Origin of the sequence: Caballeronia sp. GAWG1-5s-s (genome assembly GCF_023631445.1) — a bacterium.
Taxonomy (GTDB): domain Bacteria; phylum Pseudomonadota; class Gammaproteobacteria; order Burkholderiales; family Burkholderiaceae; genus Caballeronia.
Genome location: NZ_JALQDC010000003.1, coordinates 251,871 through 267,469, shown reverse-complemented (window position 1 = coordinate 267,469; position 15,599 = coordinate 251,871). Strand labels below are relative to the sequence as shown.

13 protein-coding genes are annotated in these 15,599 nt (G+C 63.7%); 7 read left to right on the top strand and 6 right to left on the bottom strand.

The window, feature by feature from the left end; genetic code table 11:
• Positions 1-28: 28 nt before the first annotated feature.
• The 4 genes from NCR34_RS03635 to purN all read right to left on the bottom strand — a co-directional run bounded on the left by NCR34_RS03635 (position 29) and on the right by purN (position 4,848).
• Positions 29-1,228 carry a DesA family fatty acid desaturase gene (locus NCR34_RS03635; RefSeq protein ID WP_250499074.1) on the bottom strand — a complete coding sequence of 400 codons (1,200 nt, stop codon included), beginning with the start codon at positions 1,226-1,228 and terminating at the stop codon, positions 29-31.
• Between the two features lie 251 nt (positions 1,229-1,479).
• Complete coding sequence (locus NCR34_RS03630; RefSeq protein ID WP_250499073.1) at positions 1,480-2,856, bottom strand: mechanosensitive ion channel family protein; 1,377 nt, start codon at positions 2,854-2,856, stop codon at positions 1,480-1,482.
• A 7-nt stretch (positions 2,857-2,863) separates the two neighbouring features.
• A complete protein-coding gene (locus tag NCR34_RS03625; RefSeq protein WP_248321433.1) occupies positions 2,864-4,201 on the bottom strand; it encodes an RsmB/NOP family class I SAM-dependent RNA methyltransferase in 1,338 nt (445 codons plus the stop codon).
• The gene (gene purN, locus NCR34_RS03620; protein ID WP_250499072.1) at positions 4,198-4,848 is read right to left on the bottom strand and encodes a phosphoribosylglycinamide formyltransferase; all 651 of its coding nucleotides are present in this window, start codon (positions 4,846-4,848) and stop codon (positions 4,198-4,200) included. The genes NCR34_RS03625 and purN overlap by 4 nt, the downstream gene beginning before the upstream one ends.
• Positions 4,849-5,014: 166 nt before the next feature.
• On the opposite strand from purN, the gene NCR34_RS03615 reads away from it, so the two are divergent.
• The 6 genes from NCR34_RS03615 (at position 5,015) to dut (ending at position 12,171) form a co-directional block, all read left to right on the top strand.
• Complete coding sequence (locus NCR34_RS03615; RefSeq protein ID WP_175939644.1) at positions 5,015-6,010, top strand: bifunctional riboflavin kinase/FAD synthetase; 996 nt, start codon at positions 5,015-5,017, stop codon at positions 6,008-6,010.
• A 99-nt stretch (positions 6,011-6,109) separates the two neighbouring features.
• Complete coding sequence (gene ileS / locus NCR34_RS03610; protein ID WP_250499071.1) at positions 6,110-8,941, top strand: isoleucine--tRNA ligase; 2,832 nt, start codon at positions 6,110-6,112, stop codon at positions 8,939-8,941.
• Positions 8,941-9,447 (top strand): signal peptidase II, encoded by a 507-nt coding sequence (gene lspA, locus NCR34_RS03605; protein WP_175939642.1) that lies wholly within the window; start codon positions 8,941-8,943, stop codon positions 9,445-9,447. The genes ileS and lspA overlap by 1 nt, the downstream gene beginning before the upstream one ends.
• A 54-nt stretch (positions 9,448-9,501) precedes the next feature.
• The gene (coaBC, locus tag NCR34_RS03600) at positions 9,502-10,707 is read left to right on the top strand and encodes a bifunctional phosphopantothenoylcysteine decarboxylase/phosphopantothenate--cysteine ligase CoaBC (protein WP_250499070.1); all 1,206 of its coding nucleotides are present in this window, start codon (positions 9,502-9,504) and stop codon (positions 10,705-10,707) included.
• 7 nt (positions 10,708-10,714) lie between these two features.
• The gene (locus NCR34_RS03595) at positions 10,715-11,722 is read left to right on the top strand and encodes an LLM class flavin-dependent oxidoreductase (protein ID WP_250499069.1); all 1,008 of its coding nucleotides are present in this window, start codon (positions 10,715-10,717) and stop codon (positions 11,720-11,722) included.
• A 2-nt stretch (positions 11,723-11,724) separates the two neighbouring features.
• Positions 11,725-12,171 carry a dUTP diphosphatase gene (gene dut, locus NCR34_RS03590; protein ID WP_175939640.1) on the top strand — a complete coding sequence of 149 codons (447 nt, stop codon included), beginning with the start codon at positions 11,725-11,727 and terminating at the stop codon, positions 12,169-12,171.
• A 71-nt stretch (positions 12,172-12,242) separates the two neighbouring features.
• On the opposite strand, the gene clpA is transcribed toward dut, so the two are convergent.
• Both clpA and clpS read right to left on the bottom strand, forming a co-directional pair.
• A complete protein-coding gene (clpA, locus tag NCR34_RS03585) occupies positions 12,243-14,546 on the bottom strand; it encodes an ATP-dependent Clp protease ATP-binding subunit ClpA (RefSeq protein WP_175939639.1) in 2,304 nt (767 codons plus the stop codon).
• On the bottom strand, positions 14,543-14,857 hold the full coding sequence (clpS, locus tag NCR34_RS03580; RefSeq protein WP_008351199.1) for an ATP-dependent Clp protease adapter ClpS: 315 nt from the start codon (positions 14,855-14,857) through the stop codon (positions 14,543-14,545). The genes clpA and clpS overlap by 4 nt, the downstream gene beginning before the upstream one ends.
• A 514-nt stretch (positions 14,858-15,371) precedes the next feature.
• Here clpS and NCR34_RS03575 point away from each other — a divergent pair.
• Entirely contained in the window at positions 15,372-15,578 is a 207-nt protein-coding gene (locus tag NCR34_RS03575) for a cold-shock protein (RefSeq protein ID WP_175939638.1), read from the top strand.
• Positions 15,579-15,599 lie beyond the last annotated feature (21 nt).

Here is a 15,599-nt window from a genome sequence, read left to right as displayed (position 1 = left end):
GACGTCTTCGAATTTTAGCGGATATCGCTTACAGGGCGTAGCGACGCAGGCGCAACGCGAAGTCCTGCAACGCCTTGATGCCGCTTTGTTCCGCGCGATGACACCAGTCCTGCAACTGCGCCAGCAGTTGCTCGCGCGATGCGTTTGAGCGGTCCCACATCGCCGCCAGGTCTTTGCGCAGTTCGATGTAAGTGCGCAGTTTCTGGTTGTCCGAGAACAGTTCCGGCAGCTGCTTGCGTTGCGGCTCGTTCAGGCCGTCCTCGTCCTTGTGGAACCACTTGCGCGCGCCGCGCATCAGCTGATACTTCTCGCGCGCGCCGGCTTCCTTCAGCTTCACGAGTTCCTGCTTGTACGCACGCTTGAGCGCCTTGCCGTAACGCGCCATGACTTCGTAACGGTTCGCGAGCACGGCTTGCAGGGTGTCGTGATCCGGCACCGACTTCGATTCCGACAGGCGCGGCGTGGGCGCGAGCTTCTTCACCTTCGCGAGCCCAACTGCCGACAGAATGCGGATGTACAGCCAGCCGATATCGAACTCGTACCACTTGCTCGACAGCTTCGCCGACGTCGCGTACGTGTGGTGATTGTTGTGCAGTTCTTCGCCGCCGATCAGGATGCCGAGCGGGAAGATGTTCGTGCTTGCATCGCTCGAATTGAAGTTGCGATAACCCCAGAAGTGCGCGAGACCGTTGACGACGCCCGCCGCCCAGAACGGAATCCAGATCATCTGCACGGCCCACACTGACAGCCCGACGATGCCGAAGAGCGCCACGTCGATGACCATCATGATGCTGATGCCGAGGATCGGATAACGCGTGTACACGTTGCGCTCCATCCAGTCGTTCGGCGTGCCGTGGCTGAAGCGGCGCAGCGTTTCTTCGTTCTTCGCTTCCGCGCGATACAGTTCCGCGCCTTCGAGCAGCACCTTCCAGATGCCGCGCGTTTGCGGGCTGTGCGGATCTTCTTCGGTCTCGCACTTCGCGTGGTGCTTGCGGTGGATGGCCGCCCACTGGCCGGTCAGCATGCCGGTGGTCATCCACAGCCACAGGCGGAAGAAGTGGCTCGCGATGGGGTGCAGGTCCAGCGCGCGATGCGCCTGGCAGCGGTGCAAATAAATGGTGACGCCCGCGATGGTGACGTGCGTCATCGCCAGCGTGAACAGCAGAATCTGCCACCAGGAGAAATCCAGCAATCCGTTGGCGAGAAATTCGAGGGAGGAATTCAGCAAGGCAATTTACCTATGTAGCTGTGAAATTCGGAAAAAATGGCCGACGAAAACTGTCGAAAATCGACTGCATCGCCGCATGTCGGGCGCGTGAAAGGTCCGCGCCGAAGTTCGATCGCATTCTACTGCATGCGTTCCAAGTCGTTGTCGTAAAGGTGAATTTTTTTGAATCTCGGCCCTACGAGAAAAATCTCACGCGGCCGAGATTGGCGTCACCCTTGCAAAAACGGAAGGAATGGCGCACTGCTGTTGCTTCAGGCGGCGCTTCCAGCCTTTGACGAGGGTGCATCGCCCGGAAAGCCGGCATTTCCTACCGATTCACTCTGCGCACCGCCGACGATCCGCACTTCGCGCTGCGCGTACGGAATCTCGATGCCATGCTCGCAGAATAACCGCCACACGCTGCGGTTGACTTGCGACTTAACGCCGCCCGTGCCCTTCGCCGCGTCCTCGATCCAGAAGCTCAGCTCCAGATTGATGCCGTCCGCGCCGAAACTCGCGAGCAGCGCCGCGGGCGCCGGATCCTGCAACACACGCTCGACACCCTGCGTTGCTTCGACGAGAAGTCGCATCGCGCGTTCCACGTCCGAGCGATAACTCACCTGCACCGCGATTTTCGCGTTGCCGCGCGTCAGATACGACGAGTGATTCTGTACGACATCGGTAATCAGCTTTTCGTTCGGAATCAGCGTTTCAATGCCGTCCAGCCCGCGCACAACCGTGTACCGCGTGCGAATCTGCGTGACGGTGCCCTGAAAGCCGCTGACGTTGATCATGTCGCCGAGCCTGAGCGACCGGTCGAGCAGAATGATGAAGCCCGACACGTAATTGCTGGCGATCTTTTGCAGCCCGAAGCCGAGCCCGACGCCGAGCGCGCCGCCGAACACGCCGAGCACCGTGATGTCGATGCCGACGATGGACAGGCTCACGAGAATCGCCGCGAGAAACATCAGCGCCCGCGCGACGCGCCCGAGCACCACCTTCAGATTCGCGTCGAGCGAGCGCGAACGCATGAGGCGGTCGTCGAGCAGCGCGCCTGCCCACATCGCGACGATCAGCGTCACGCACACCCAGAGCACGCCCGAGGCGAGCGAGAGCAGCGTCATGTGCGCGTTGGCGAAGTTAAAGCGCACGCTCGCCATCCAGCGCACGACGTCGTCCTGAATGCCCATCACCGTGAGCAGCATCGCGACCCAGACGAGCACCGTCACGACTTTCTCGAACAGAAAAAGCAGCGCGCCGGCCTCGTGGTCCGCGCCGCCCGTGGCGCTCTTGCTGAAGACGCGGCGCACCACGTAGAACATCGTGTAGATCACGGTAATGCCGCACAGCGGCACCAGCGCGAGCCGCAGCAGCGCCGTGTGCATGACGGGCGCGAGCGCGAGTTGCGCGACCGAGACGAAGACTGTTCCGAGCAGCGGAAACAGCGCCTTGTTGAGACTTTCGGCGCCGAAGCGGACGGCTTCGAAGCGCGACTGCCGCCGCACGTCGAGCTGTTTGCGCAAGAGACCCGCGCACCACCACGCGATGGCCAGCAGCGCGATCAGCGCGCCGACTTGCCACAGCACTTCCGGCTCGCCGAAGTCCCGGACGAGCCGTTCCGACAGGTGGCTCAGGAAGCGGTTCTGCATCGCGCGCTTATGCGCTCTCTTCCCCGGCGCTTGCTTCTCCGGCGCTTGCTTCTCCGGCGTTTTCATCCGCCGCTTGCGCCTTTGCCCCGGGCACGCGCTCCAGCACGGCCGCGAAGAAGCCGTCCGTGCCGTGCTTGTGCGGCCACAGCGACAGATACTCGCCCGTGTCGAGCTCGATGCGCTGCTCGGCCAGCACGTCGCGCGCCGGCACCACGCGGAAGTTCGGATGCGTTTCCAGGAACTGCGCGACGACGCCTTCGTTTTCCGCTTCGAGCATGCTGCACGTCGCGTAGACGAGACGGCCGCCCGTCTTCACGAGCCGCGCGGCGCTCGTGAGAATGGAAAGCTGCTTCGGCGTCAGTTCCGCCACGGTCGCAGGCGACTGCCGCCACTTGAGGTCGGGATTGCGGCGCAGCGTGCCCAAGCCGGAGCACGGCGCATCGACGAGCACGCGGTCGATCTTGCCCGCGAGGCGCTTGATCTTCGCGTCGTGTTCGCTGTCGATCAGCACCGGATTCACGTTCGACAGACCGCTGCGCGCAAGACGCGGCTTCAGCTTCGCGAGCCGCCGGTCGGACACGTCGAAGGCATACAAACGGCCGGTGGAGCGCATCATCGCGCCGAGCGCGAGGGTCTTGCCGCCCGCGCCCGCGCAGAAATCGACGATCATCTCGCCGCGTCGCGGGGCCACCAGCGAGCACAGCAACTGGCTGCCCTCGTCCTGCACTTCGATCCAGCCTTCTTGAAACGGCTGCAAGCGCGTGAGCGCGGGCTTGCCTTCCACGCGGATGCCGAAAGGCGCGAACGGCATGTCGAATGCGTCGATGCCAGCTTCGATGAGCGCCTTGCGCACGACGTCGCGGCTCGCCTTGATCGGATTCGCGCGCAAGTCGAGCGGCGCCGGATAGTTCAGCGCGGCGGCAAGCTGCGCGAGCTCGTCCGGCTCGAAGCGCTTGGCCATCGCGTCGTAGATCCACTGCGGCAGGTTCGTGCGCACGCGCACCGGCAGGCTCGCCGGATCGATCTTCGACACTTGCGCGAGCCACTGATGCTCGTCCGCCGAGACGAACGGCTTGAGCGCGGTCAGGCCCGCGGTCTGCATCAGCCCGAGCAGCGCGAGACGCCGCGCCTGATTGCCGGTGCCGCTTTCCGCCAGATGCGAGAACTCCATCTTCCGCCGCAGCACGGCGAAGACCGCCTCCGCGATCACGCCGCGCTCGCCGTGACCGAGCTTCGGATGCGCTCGGAAGAAACGGCTCGTCGCCGCATCGGCGGGGCCGGAAAAGCGGAGCACGTCCGCCAGCAACGTTTCGGTTTGACCAATCAGAAATCCATGCAGCCTCATGCGCCCTCCCCGGCAATGTCGGCAAAGAGCCACTGCGGCTCAGACGGCGTGAGGGCGACTCGTTCGCCCTCGATAGAAAGACGCCCTTCCACGAACCAGCGCACCGCGCGCGGGTAAATGATGTGTTCGACGGCGAGCACGCGCGCCGCGAGCGCGGCGGCGTCGTCGCCCGCGATGACCGGCACCGCGCCCTGCGCGACGATCGGCCCGTGATCCAGCTTCGCCGTCACGAAATGCACGCTCGCGCCGTGCACGCGCACGCCGGCATCGAGCGCCTGCTGGTGCGTGCGCAGCCCGGCAAAGCACGGCAAGAGCGACGGATGCACGTTCAGCATGCGCCCGGCGTAGCGTTCGACGAACGCATCGGTGAGCACGCGCATGAAGCCGGCCAGCACGACGCAATCCGGCTCGAAGCGATCGATTTCACGCGCGAGCGCGGCGTCGAACGCTTCGCGGCCGTCGAATTCGCAATGATCCACCACCACAGTTTCGATGCCGTTCGCGGCCGCGAAGCCGAGCCCGGCGGCATCCGGCCGGTTTGAAATGACCGCACAGACGCGCGCCGGCCAGCCCTCGCGCGCGCAAGCACGCACGACGGCCTCCATGTTGCTCCCGCGTCCGGAGATCAGAATGACGATTTTTTTCATCCGCGGATTTTATCATTCCTGGGACGGCGAAAATCGTGCCAGTAAGACGACGGCGGCGTGCCGGGCGCTCCGACGCCGCTGCCCGGCCCGCGCGCCCGTGCATCCGTGTGAGCGTTTATAATCGAACGCTTTGCAGCATCAGCCCTCCCACCGACCAACGCCTATCGTGAGAGTCTTTCGCGGCCTCCCCAATGCCGAAAGCCGGGCGCCCTGCGCACTGACCATCGGCAACTTCGACGGTGTCCATCGCGGGCACCAGGCGCTGCTCGCGCGCGTGCGGGCCGCTGCGGACGCTCGCGGGCTGCCGGTGTGCGTCATGACCTTCGAGCCGCATCCGCGCGAGTTCTTCAATCCGGCCGGCGCGCCGCCGCGCATCGCCATGCTGCGCGACAAGCTCGAAGCGCTGCGCACGAACGGCGTCGACCGCGTGGTGGTCGAGCATTTCAATCACACGTTCGCCAGCCAGCCGCCGGACACGTTCGTCAAGAACGTCATCGTCGACGGCCTGCACGCGCGCTGGGTCATGGTCGGCGACGACTTCTGCTACGGCGCGAAACGCGCGGGCAATTTCGATTCCCTCAAGGCCGCGGGCGACAAGTACGGCTTCGAAGTCGAGCAGATGGCCACCGTCGCGCATCCGAACGGCGCGCGCATTTCGTCGTCGTCGGTGCGGGCGTCGCTCGTCGCGGGCGATCTCGACGCCGCGAACGTCGCGCTCGGGCGTCCGTATATCATCAGCGGCCACGTCGTGCATGGCGCGAAGCTCGGCCGCGATCTCGGCTTTCCCACGCTCAACCTTCCGATTGCCCACAAGCGCCCGGCGCTCGCGGGCATTTTCGTCGTGCGCGTGCACGGTTTGGCAGACGAACCGCTGCCCGCCGTCGCGAGCCTCGGCCTGCGTCCGACCGTGGACGATTCCGGCCGCGTGCTGCTCGAAGTCTTCGTGCTGGACTGGCACGGCGACGCGTACGGCAAGCTCGTGCGCGTGGAGTTTCTGAAGAAGCTGCGCGACGAGGAGAAGTACGTCGACCTCGAAACGCTGTCCGCCGCCATCGCGAGGGACGTCGACAACGCGCGCGCCTATTTCGGCCTGCCGCCCGCCAGCAACGCCGGCAGCCGCGCGACGGGCTTCGCCATTTCGGCCACCGACCGAATTAGGTGAGCGCGCCGTGCCGCATGATCCATGCGCGCATCGCCCGCTGCCCCGCCTCCGAATTATCGCGCGCCAACGCGCCGTCTCACCGAATTCACTGAGTCACCCATGAGCGACAAGAAAGAGAAAGCCTCCTCGAAATATCCCGTCAACCTGCTCGACACGCCGTTCCCGATGCGCGGCGATCTGCCCAAGCGCGAACCCGCGTGGGTCAAGGAATGGCAGGAGAACAAGGTCTACGAGAGAATCCGCGCGGCGAGCCGCGGCCGCAAGAAGTTCATCGTGCACGACGGCCCGCCGTATGCGAACGGCGACATCCACTTGGGTCACGCGGTCAACAAGATCCTGAAGGACATGATCGTCAAGGCGCGCAATCTCGCGGGCTTCGACGCCGTGTACGTGCCGGGCTGGGACTGCCACGGCATGCCGATCGAGATCCAGATCGAAAAGCAGTTCGGCAAGTCGCTGCCCGCCGCCGAAGTCATGCAGAAGGCGCGCGCCTACGCGAGCGAGCAGATCGAGAAGCAGAAGGTCGGCTTCCGGCGTCTGGGCGTGCTCGGCGACTGGGACAATCCGTACAAGACGATGAACTTCGTCAACGAAGCGGGCGAAATCCGCGCGCTGGCGAAGATCATGGAAAAGGGTTTCGTGTTCCGTGGCCTGAAGCCCGTGAACTGGTGCTTCGACTGCGGCTCGGCGCTGGCCGAAGCGGAAGTCGAGTACAAGGACAAGACCGATCCGACGATCGACGTGCTGTTCTCGTTCGCCGAACCGGACAAGACCGCGCAGGCGTTCGGCCTGCCCGCGCTGCCGAAGACGGAAGGCGGCATCGTCATCTGGACGACGACGCCGTGGACCATTCCGGCGAACCAGGCGCTGAACGTTCATCCGGAGATCGTGTACGCGCTCGTGGATTCGCCGCGCGGTTTGCTGATTCTCGCGGCCGAGCGCGTCGAAGCGTGCCTGCAAAACTACGGCTTGCCCGGTGAAGTGATCGCCACGACGACCGGCGCGAAGCTCGCCAACGTGCGCTTCCATCATCCGCTCGCGGCGGCGCATCCGGGCTACAAGCGCACGTCGCCCGTCTATCTCGGCGAGTACGTCACCACTGAGAGCGGCACGGGCGTCGTGCATTCGTCGCCGGCTTATGGCGTGGAAGACTTCGTGTCGTGCAAGGCGCACGGCATGGCGGATTCGGACATCATCAACCCCGTGATGGGCGATGGCCGCTACATCGAATCCCTGCCGCTGTTCGGCGGCTTGTCGATCTGGAAGGCGAATCCCGAAATCGTGGAAGCGCTGAACAACGCCGGGTCGCTCCTCAAGACCGAGAAGTACACGCACAGCTACATGCACTGCTGGCGTCACAAGACGCCGATCATCTATCGCGCGACCTCGCAATGGTTCGCGGGCATGGACGTGACGCCGAAAGACGGCGGCAAGACGCTGCGCGAAACGGCGCTCGAAGGCGTCGAGAACACGGCGTTCTATCCGTCGTGGGGCAAGCAGCGCCTTTTCAGCATGATCGCGAACCGCCCGGACTGGACGCTCTCGCGTCAGCGTCAATGGGGCGTGCCGATGGCGTTCTTCGTGCACAAGGAAACGGGCGAACTGCACCCGCGCACGATCGAATTGCTGGAGGAAGTGGCGAAGCGCGTGGAGCAAGGCGGCATCGAGACGTGGCAAACGCTCGACGCGCGCGAGCTGATCGGCGACGACGCCAACATGTACGAAAAGAATCGCGACACGCTCGACGTCTGGTTCGACTCCGGCACGACGCACTGGCACGTGCTGCGCGGCTCGCACAAGGACGAGCTGCAATTCCCGGCTGACTTGTATCTGGAAGGCTCGGACCAGCATCGCGGCTGGTTCCATTCGTCGCTGCTCACGGCTTCCATGCTCGACGGCCGCCCGCCCTACGACGCGCTGCTCACGCACGGCTTCACCGTCGATGGCGAAGGCCGCAAGATGTCGAAGTCGCTCGGCAACGGCGTCGATCCGCACGAAGTGGCGAATCGCCTCGGCGCGGAAATCATCCGCTTGTGGATCGCATCGACGGACTATTCCGGCGAGCTCGCCATCTCCGAAGAGATTCTCAAGCGCGTGACGGAGACGTATCGCCGTATCCGCAACACGCTGCGCTTCCTGCTCGCGAATCTCTCGGATTTCGACTTCGAGAAGAACGCGGTGCCGGTCGCGGATTGGCTCGAAATCGACCGCTACGCCGTGGCGCTTACGCGCAATTTGCAGGACGACGCGCTCTCGCACTACGAGAAGTACGAGTTCCATCCGGTCGTCGCGAAGATCGCAACGTTCTGCTCCGAAGACCTGGGCGGCTTCTATCTCGACGTGCTGAAGGACCGTCTCTACACGACGAAGCCCGATTCGCGCGAGCGCCGCAGCGCGCAGACCGCGCTCTTCTACATCGCGCATGGCTTGCTGCGACTCGTGGCGCCGTATCTCTCGTTCACGGCGGAAGAAGCGTACAAGGTGCTGAAGCCCGGTCAGGACACGATCTTCGCCGAGGTCTACGCGACGTACCCGGACATTCCGAACGGCGGCGAGTTGCTGGACAAGTGGTCGCTGATCCGCTCGGCGCGCGGCGACGTGACGAAGGCGCTGGAAGAAGCGCGCACCGCGAATCTGATCGGCTCGTCGTTGCAGGCGGAAGTCGTCGTTCGTGCGAGCGGCGCGCGGTACGACGCGCTCGCAAGCCTCGGCGATGCGCTGCACTTCGTGCTCATCACGTCGCAGGCGTCGGTCGAGCGCGTGGCGAGCGAAGCGGAAGAAGGCGTCGACGTGACCGCATCCCGCTACCTGAAGTGCGAACGCTGCTGGCACTACTGCGCCGACGTCGGCTCGCACCCTGAGCATCCGGGTCTCTGCGGCCGCTGCTTCTCCAACCTCTTCGGCGCTGGCGAAACGCGAGGCGCAGCATAATGGCAAGGACTATGGCGAAACAAAGTACTTCGAGCGGTTCGCTCGCGCCGTGGATCGGCGTCGCGCTCATCGTGATTCTGTTCGACCAGTTGACGAAAATCGCGGTGCAGAAGGTGTTCGCGTACGGCGAGCCGCATGCGCTCGCGCCCTTCTTCAATCTGCTGCTCGTCTATAACCGCGGAGCCGCGTTCAGCTTTCTTGCGGCGGCGGGCGGCTGGCAGCGCTGGGCGTTCACTGCGCTCGGCGTCGTGGCGGCGGCCGTCATTTGCTATCTGCTCAAGAAGCATTCGGCGCAGCGGCTTTTCTGCACGGCGCTCGCGCTCATCATGGGCGGCGCGATCGGCAACGTGATCGACCGGCTGGCCTACGGTCATGTGATCGACTTTCTCGACTTCCACGTGAAGACGTGGCACTGGCCGGCGTTCAATCTCGCTGACAGCGCGATCACGGTCGGCGCGGTGCTGCTAATTTTCGACGAACTGCGGCGCGTACGCGGCTCGAAGTGAAGTGCTCAGGCGCGGCTCCTTCCCGGAGCCGCGTTTTTTTGCGACGGAGGCAAGTTGGAACTCGCAGGCAAACATCTCGTGCTGGGATTGACCGGCGGCATCGCGTGCTACAAGATCGCGGAGCTGACGCGGCTGCTCGTGAAGGCAGGCGCGACCGTGCAGATCGTGATGACGGAAGCGGCCACGGAATTCATCACGCCCGTCACCATGCAGGCGCTCTCGGGCCGTCCAGTGTACGTCTCGCAATGGGATGCGCGCATGCCGAACAACATGGCGCATATCGATCTGTCGCGCGAGGCGCATGCCATCGTCATCGCGCCCGCCTCGACCGACTTCATCGCGAAGCTCGCGCACGGCATGTGCGACGACCTGCTCTCCACGCTCTGCGTCGCGCGTGATTGCCCGCTGCTCGTGGTGCCCGCAATGAACCGCCAGATGTGGCAGAACCCGGCGACTCAGCGCAACGTCGCGCAGATCCGCGCGGACGGCGTGGAAGTGCTCGGCCCGGATTCGGGTTCGCAGGCGTGCGGCGAAGTCGGCGACGGCCGCATGATCGAGCCGGAAGCCGCGTTCGAAGCGATCTGCGCGTCGTTTCAGCCGAAGATTCTGCGCGGCCGCCGCGTGCTGATTACCGCGGGCCCGACGTTCGAGCCGCTGGATCCCGTGCGCGGCCTCACGAATCGCTCGTCGGGCAAGATGGGCTTTGCGCTCGCGCGCGCGGCGGCGCAGGCGGGCGCGGACGTGCATCTCGTCGCCGGTCCGGTTTCGCTGGCGACGCCGTGGGGCGTCTATCGCGAAGACGTGCAAACCGCGCAGCAGATGCACGATGCCGTCATGCAGGCCGCGTCCGATGCCGAGATTTTCATCGCGGTGGCGGCAGTGGCGGACTGGCGCGTCGATCACGCGAGCGAGCACAAGATCAAGAAGTCCGGCGATGCGTTGCCGGCGTTCAACTTCGTCGAGAATCCAGACATTCTCGCGTCCGTTGCGAATCTGCCGAATCCGCCGTATTGCGTCGGCTTCGCGGCCGAAAGCGGCGACCTCGACTTGCACGGCGAGGAAAAGCGCAAGCGCAAGAACGTGCCGCTCTTGATCGGCAATCTCGGGCCGCTCACCTTCGGCCGCGACGACAACGAAGTCGTGCTTTTCGAAGCATCGGGCAGAACGCCGTTGCCGCGCGCCGATAAACAGTCGCTCGCGCGCACGCTCATCGCGGAAATTGCCAAGCGCGCGCCGAGCGGCGGCTCGCTTCTCTCGTAGGCTCGACATGACGAAGTTATCCGTTCTCGACCAGACGCCGGTCATCCACGGCCACACGACGGCGGACGCCATCGCCGCGACGCTGGACCTCGCGCAACTCGCCGACGATCTCGGCTACACGCGCTACTGGTGCGCGGAGCATCACGGGCTGTACGGCGTGTCGAACCCGTGCCCGGAAGTGATGCTCGCGCGTATCGGCAGCCTGACGAAGCGCATTCGCATCGGCTCGGGCGGCGTCATGCTGCCGTACTACAGCCCGTTCAAGGTCGCCGAGCAGTTCCTGATGCTGGAGGCGCTGTTCCCGAATCGCGTCGATCTGGGCGTCGGGCGCGCGCCGGGCGGCGACATGCGCACCGCGCAGGCGGTGGCCGCCGGTTCGTACAATCGCGGCGATATCTTTCCGCAGCAAGTGGCGGAACTCATCGCGCTCTTCGACGGCAAGATTCCCGACGATTCGCTCGCCAAGGGCGTGCTGCTGCAACCGCAGATCGACACGTGTCCCGAACTGTGGATGCTCGGATCGAGCGATTTCGGCGGCCTGCTCGCCGCGCAACTCGGCATTCGCTTCGCGTTCGCGCATTTCATCAACGCCCACATGGGGCATCACGTGGCCGAGGCGTATCGCGAGCGGTTCGTCGCGGGTCACGAAGAGAAGCCGTATCTCGCGGCGGCAGTCTTCGCAATCTGCGCCGATACCGAAGACGAAGCCGAGGCGCTGGAAAAGGCCGTCGATCTGCGTCGCGTGCAGATGGCGTATGGTCTGAACCAGCCGATTCCGTCGATCGCGCAGGGCGTCGCGCAGCAATACGGCGAGCGCGAGCGGGCGGTGATCGCGCATGAGAAGGCGCGCAGCATCATCGGCACGCCGGAGCGCGTCACCGAAAAACTCCACGCGCTGCAAGAACAATTCGACGCGGACGAACTGATCGTTCTAACGGTCGCCGGCAGCTACGCCGCACGCACGCGGTCCTATCAACTCCTCGCCGACGCGTTCGCGCTCGGCCGTTCAGCCTGACCATGAAACTCGACGTCAAGATTCTCGACGCGCGCATGCGCGATTTCCTGCCCGCTTATGCTACGCCCGGCAGCGCCGGCCTCGACCTGCGCGCGTGTCTGGATGCGCCGCTCGTCATCGAGCCGCATCAGACGGTGCTCGTGCCCACCGGCCTCGCCATTCACCTCGCCGATCCCGGCTATGCGGCGCTTATTCTGCCGCGCTCGGGTCTCGGTCATAAGCACGGCATCGTGCTGGGCAATCTCGTCGGCCTGATCGATTCGGATTATCAAGGGCAACTGATGGTTTCGACGTGGAATCGCGGCGACACGGCGTTCACGCTGAATCCGATGGAACGGCTCGCGCAACTGGTCATCGTGCCGGTGGTGCAGGCGCAGTTCAATATCGTCGATGACTTTGAGGCGAGCGAACGGGGCGCGGGCGGATTCGGCAGCACGGGCAAGCACTGAGCTTTCTCGGGACGAAAAAAAACGGCGCGTTCATCAAGAACGCGCCGTTTTTCTTTGAGGCTAGCTCACGATCAGTCGACTTCGATCGCTTCCGGATTCGGATTACGCGGCGGCGCCGAGTTCTCGTCGAACGTCAGTTGCACCTTGTCTTCCGCATCGACGTCCACGGTCACGCGGCCGCCGTTGAGCAGCTTGCCGAAGAGCAACTCGTCGGCGAGCGCGCGGCGAATCGTGTCCTGAATCAGACGCTGCATCGGACGCGCGCCCATCAGCGGATCGAAACCGTGCTTCGCCAGGTGCTTGCGCAGCGCGTCCGTGAACACCGCATCGACCTTCTTCTCGTGCAGCTGATCTTCCAGTTGCATGAGGAACTTGTCGACCACGCGCAGGATGATTTCCTCGTCCAGCGAGCGGAAGCTGATGATCGCATCCAGACGGTTGCGGAACTCCGGCGTGAACATGCGCTTGATGTCGGCCATTTCATCGCCCGACTCACGGCGCGACGTGAAGCCGATCACCGCCTTGCCCATCGCCTCGGCGCCCGCGTTCGTCGTCATGATGATGATGACGTTGCGGAAATCCGCCTTGCGCCCGTTGTTATCCGTCAGCGTGCCGTGGTCCATCACCTGCAAGAGCACGTTGTAGATGTCCGGGTGCGCCTTCTCGATTTCGTCCAGCAGCAGCACGCAATGCGGCTTCTTCGTGACGGCCTCGGTCAGCAGACCGCCCTGATCGAAACCGACGTAGCCCGGCGGCGCGCCGATCAGCCGGCTCACCGCATGGCGCTCCATGTATTCCGACATGTCGAAGCGCAGCAGTTCGATGCCGAGCGTGAACGCGAGCTGCTTCGCCACTTCCGTCTTGCCGACGCCCGTGGGGCCGGAGAAGAGGAACGCGCCGATCGGCTTGTCCGTCTTGCCGAGACCCGCGCGCGCCATCTTAATCGACGCCGACAGCGCGTCGATGGCCGGATCCTGACCGAACACGACGGCCTTCAGATCGCGGTCCAGCGTCTGCAGCTTGCTGCGATCGTCCTGCGACACGCTTTGCGCCGGCACGCGCGCGATCTTCGAGATGATCTCTTCGATCTCGCTCTTGCCGATGGTCTTCTTCTGCTTGGACTTCGGCAGAATGCGTTGCGCCGCGCCCGCTTCGTCGATCACGTCGATCGCCTTGTCGGGCAGATGACGGTCCGTGATGAAGCGTGCCGACAGTTCAGCCGCCGCCGAGAGCGCACCCGACGAGTACTTCACGCCGTGGTGTTCCTCGAAGCGCGACTTGAGACCGCGCAGAATCGCGACCGTCTGCTCGACCGAAGGCTCCGTGACATCCACCTTCTGGAAGCGCCGCGACAGCGCCGCGTCCTTCTCGAAGATGCCGCGATATTCCGTGAACGTCGTCGCGCCGATGCACTTCAGCTGTCCGGACGACAACGCCGGCTTCAGCAGGTTCGATGCGTCGAGCGTGCCGCCCGATGCCGCGCCCGCGCCGATCAGCGTGTGAATTTCGTCGATGAACAGAATGGCGTGCGGACGCTCCTTCAGTTCCTTCAGCACCGTCTTGAGACGCTGCTCGAAATCGCCGCGATACTTCGTGCCCGCGAGCAACGCGCCCATGTCGAGCGAGTAGACCTGCGCATCCGCGAGGATGTCCGGCACTTCGCCGCGCGTAATGCGCCAGGCGAGACCTTCGGCGATGGCCGTCTTGCCGACGCCCGCTTCGCCCACGAGCAGCGGATTGTTCTTGCGGCGGCGGCAGAGCACCTGCACGACGCGTTCGACTTCCAGCTCGCGGCCGATCAAAGGATCGATCTTGCCGTCCTTCGCCTGCTGGTTCAGGTTCTGCGTGAACTGCGCGAGCGGCGTTTCCTTCTGGGCGGCGGCGTCTTCCGATTCCGGATTCGCTTCGCTGTTCGCCTTCGCGGCGTCGCCGCTGTTCGTCTTCGCGATGCCGTGCGAAATGAAATTCACGACATCCAGACGCGTCACGCCCTGCTGCTGCAGGTAGTAGACCGCGTGCGAGTCTTTCTCGCCGAAGATCGCGACGAGCACGTTCGCGCCCGTCACTTCCTTCTTGCCGTTCGAAGTCGATTGCACATGCATGATCGCGCGCTGAATCACGCGCTGGAAACCAAGCGTCGGCTGGGTATCGACGTCGTCCGTGCCGGGCACGGTCGGCGTGTTGTCATGAATGAAATTGCGCAGGTTCTGACGCAAATCCTCGATATTTGCTGCGCAGGCGCGCAGCACTTCAGCCGCGGTCGGATTGTCCAACAAGGCCAGTAAGAGATGCTCGACCGTTATGAACTCGTGCCGCGCCTGACGTGCTTCCATAAACGCCATGTGCAGACTGACTTCCAGTTCCTGGGCAATCATGCTTCCTCCATCACGCACTGCAGCGGATGCCCCGCTTGCCGTGCATGGCTAACGACTTGCTCAACTTTGGTCGACGCAATATCCCGCGTATAGACCCCACAAACTCCCCTGCCCTCGCGATGAACCTTCAGCATGATCTGCGTCGCAGTCTCACGATCTTTATTGAAGTATTCCTGCACGATCATCACGACGAATTCCATCGGCGTGAAGTCGTCATTCAGCAGCACCACCTTGTACATCGCCGGCTTTTTGAGCTTCTGCTCCTGCCGCTCGAGTACCGTGCCATCCTGCTTGTTGGGATTTATCGCCATACACCCATTCTAAACAACACGGACGCCTTCGCAATTGCCGCTCCAGCACTGGCCGCACGGCCCTATGGTATGGCTGGAAAACACGCGTCGCGCAGCGACCGTCCATCGAATCCTGCCGGCGCCCAACCTTCGGCGCGGCCCGCTTGCACCTCGTCGAATCCAGTATCGCACAGCTTCAAAAAAAACAAACCGCACGACGGTGGCGCGCTGCCGGCGTATCACACAAGTGAGACGATTATGCGACTTTTCAAGATGCCTTGCTTGGACGGCGGCGCACATGCGAAAGCAGGAATTACCCTACGAATGTGGACTTTGCAACGAGCTTATCGGCCATCCCAAAAATTCCTTGACACTCGATTTAAGAGATTTAACAATCAAACTGGCACTTTTTTCCGGGGGCATCGGGCAAAAAAGGCCGAGGGGAGCAGTGAGGAGGGGGCGGTTCGCTGTGGGGTGGGCCGTCGAGCTTTTCGAGCGTGCTCTGGTTGCGACGAGAGTTAGAGGGGAAGTACGAATGTCTACTGGTACGGTCAAGTGGTTCAATGACGCGAAAGGCTACGGATTCATCACGCCCGACGAAGGCGGCGAGGATCTGTTCGCACATTTCTCGGCGATTCAGATGAACGGTTTCAAGACGCTCAAGGAAGGCCAAAAGGTCACTTTCGAGATCGTCCAGGGGCCGAAGGGCAAGCAGGCATCGAACATCCAGGACGCAGCCTGACCGTTCGGGTGCCATGAGCCC

Bases quoted from the DNA above. Each gene is read 5' to 3' on its own strand.
- NCR34_RS03575 (WP_175939638.1), top strand. From the start codon at position 15,372: ATGTCTACTGGTACGGTCAAGTGGTTCAATGACGCGAAAGGCTACGGA.
- lspA (WP_175939642.1), top strand. From the start codon at position 8,941: ATGGCAAGGACTATGGCGAAACAAAGTACTTCGAGCGGTTCGCTCGCG.
- dut (WP_175939640.1), top strand. From the start codon at position 11,725: ATGAAACTCGACGTCAAGATTCTCGACGCGCGCATGCGCGATTTCCTG.
- NCR34_RS03595 (WP_250499069.1), top strand. From the start codon at position 10,715: ATGACGAAGTTATCCGTTCTCGACCAGACGCCGGTCATCCACGGCCAC.
- clpA (WP_175939639.1), bottom strand. From the start codon at position 14,546: ATGATTGCCCAGGAACTGGAAGTCAGTCTGCACATGGCGTTTATGGAA.
- purN (WP_250499072.1), bottom strand. From the start codon at position 4,848: ATGAAAAAAATCGTCATTCTGATCTCCGGACGCGGGAGCAACATGGAG.
- NCR34_RS03625 (WP_248321433.1), bottom strand. From the start codon at position 4,201: ATGAGGCTGCATGGATTTCTGATTGGTCAAACCGAAACGTTGCTGGCG.
- ileS (WP_250499071.1), top strand. From the start codon at position 6,110: ATGAGCGACAAGAAAGAGAAAGCCTCCTCGAAATATCCCGTCAACCTG.
- clpS (WP_008351199.1), bottom strand. From the start codon at position 14,857: ATGGCGATAAATCCCAACAAGCAGGATGGCACGGTACTCGAGCGGCAG.
- NCR34_RS03630 (WP_250499073.1), bottom strand. From the start codon at position 2,856: ATGCAGAACCGCTTCCTGAGCCACCTGTCGGAACGGCTCGTCCGGGAC.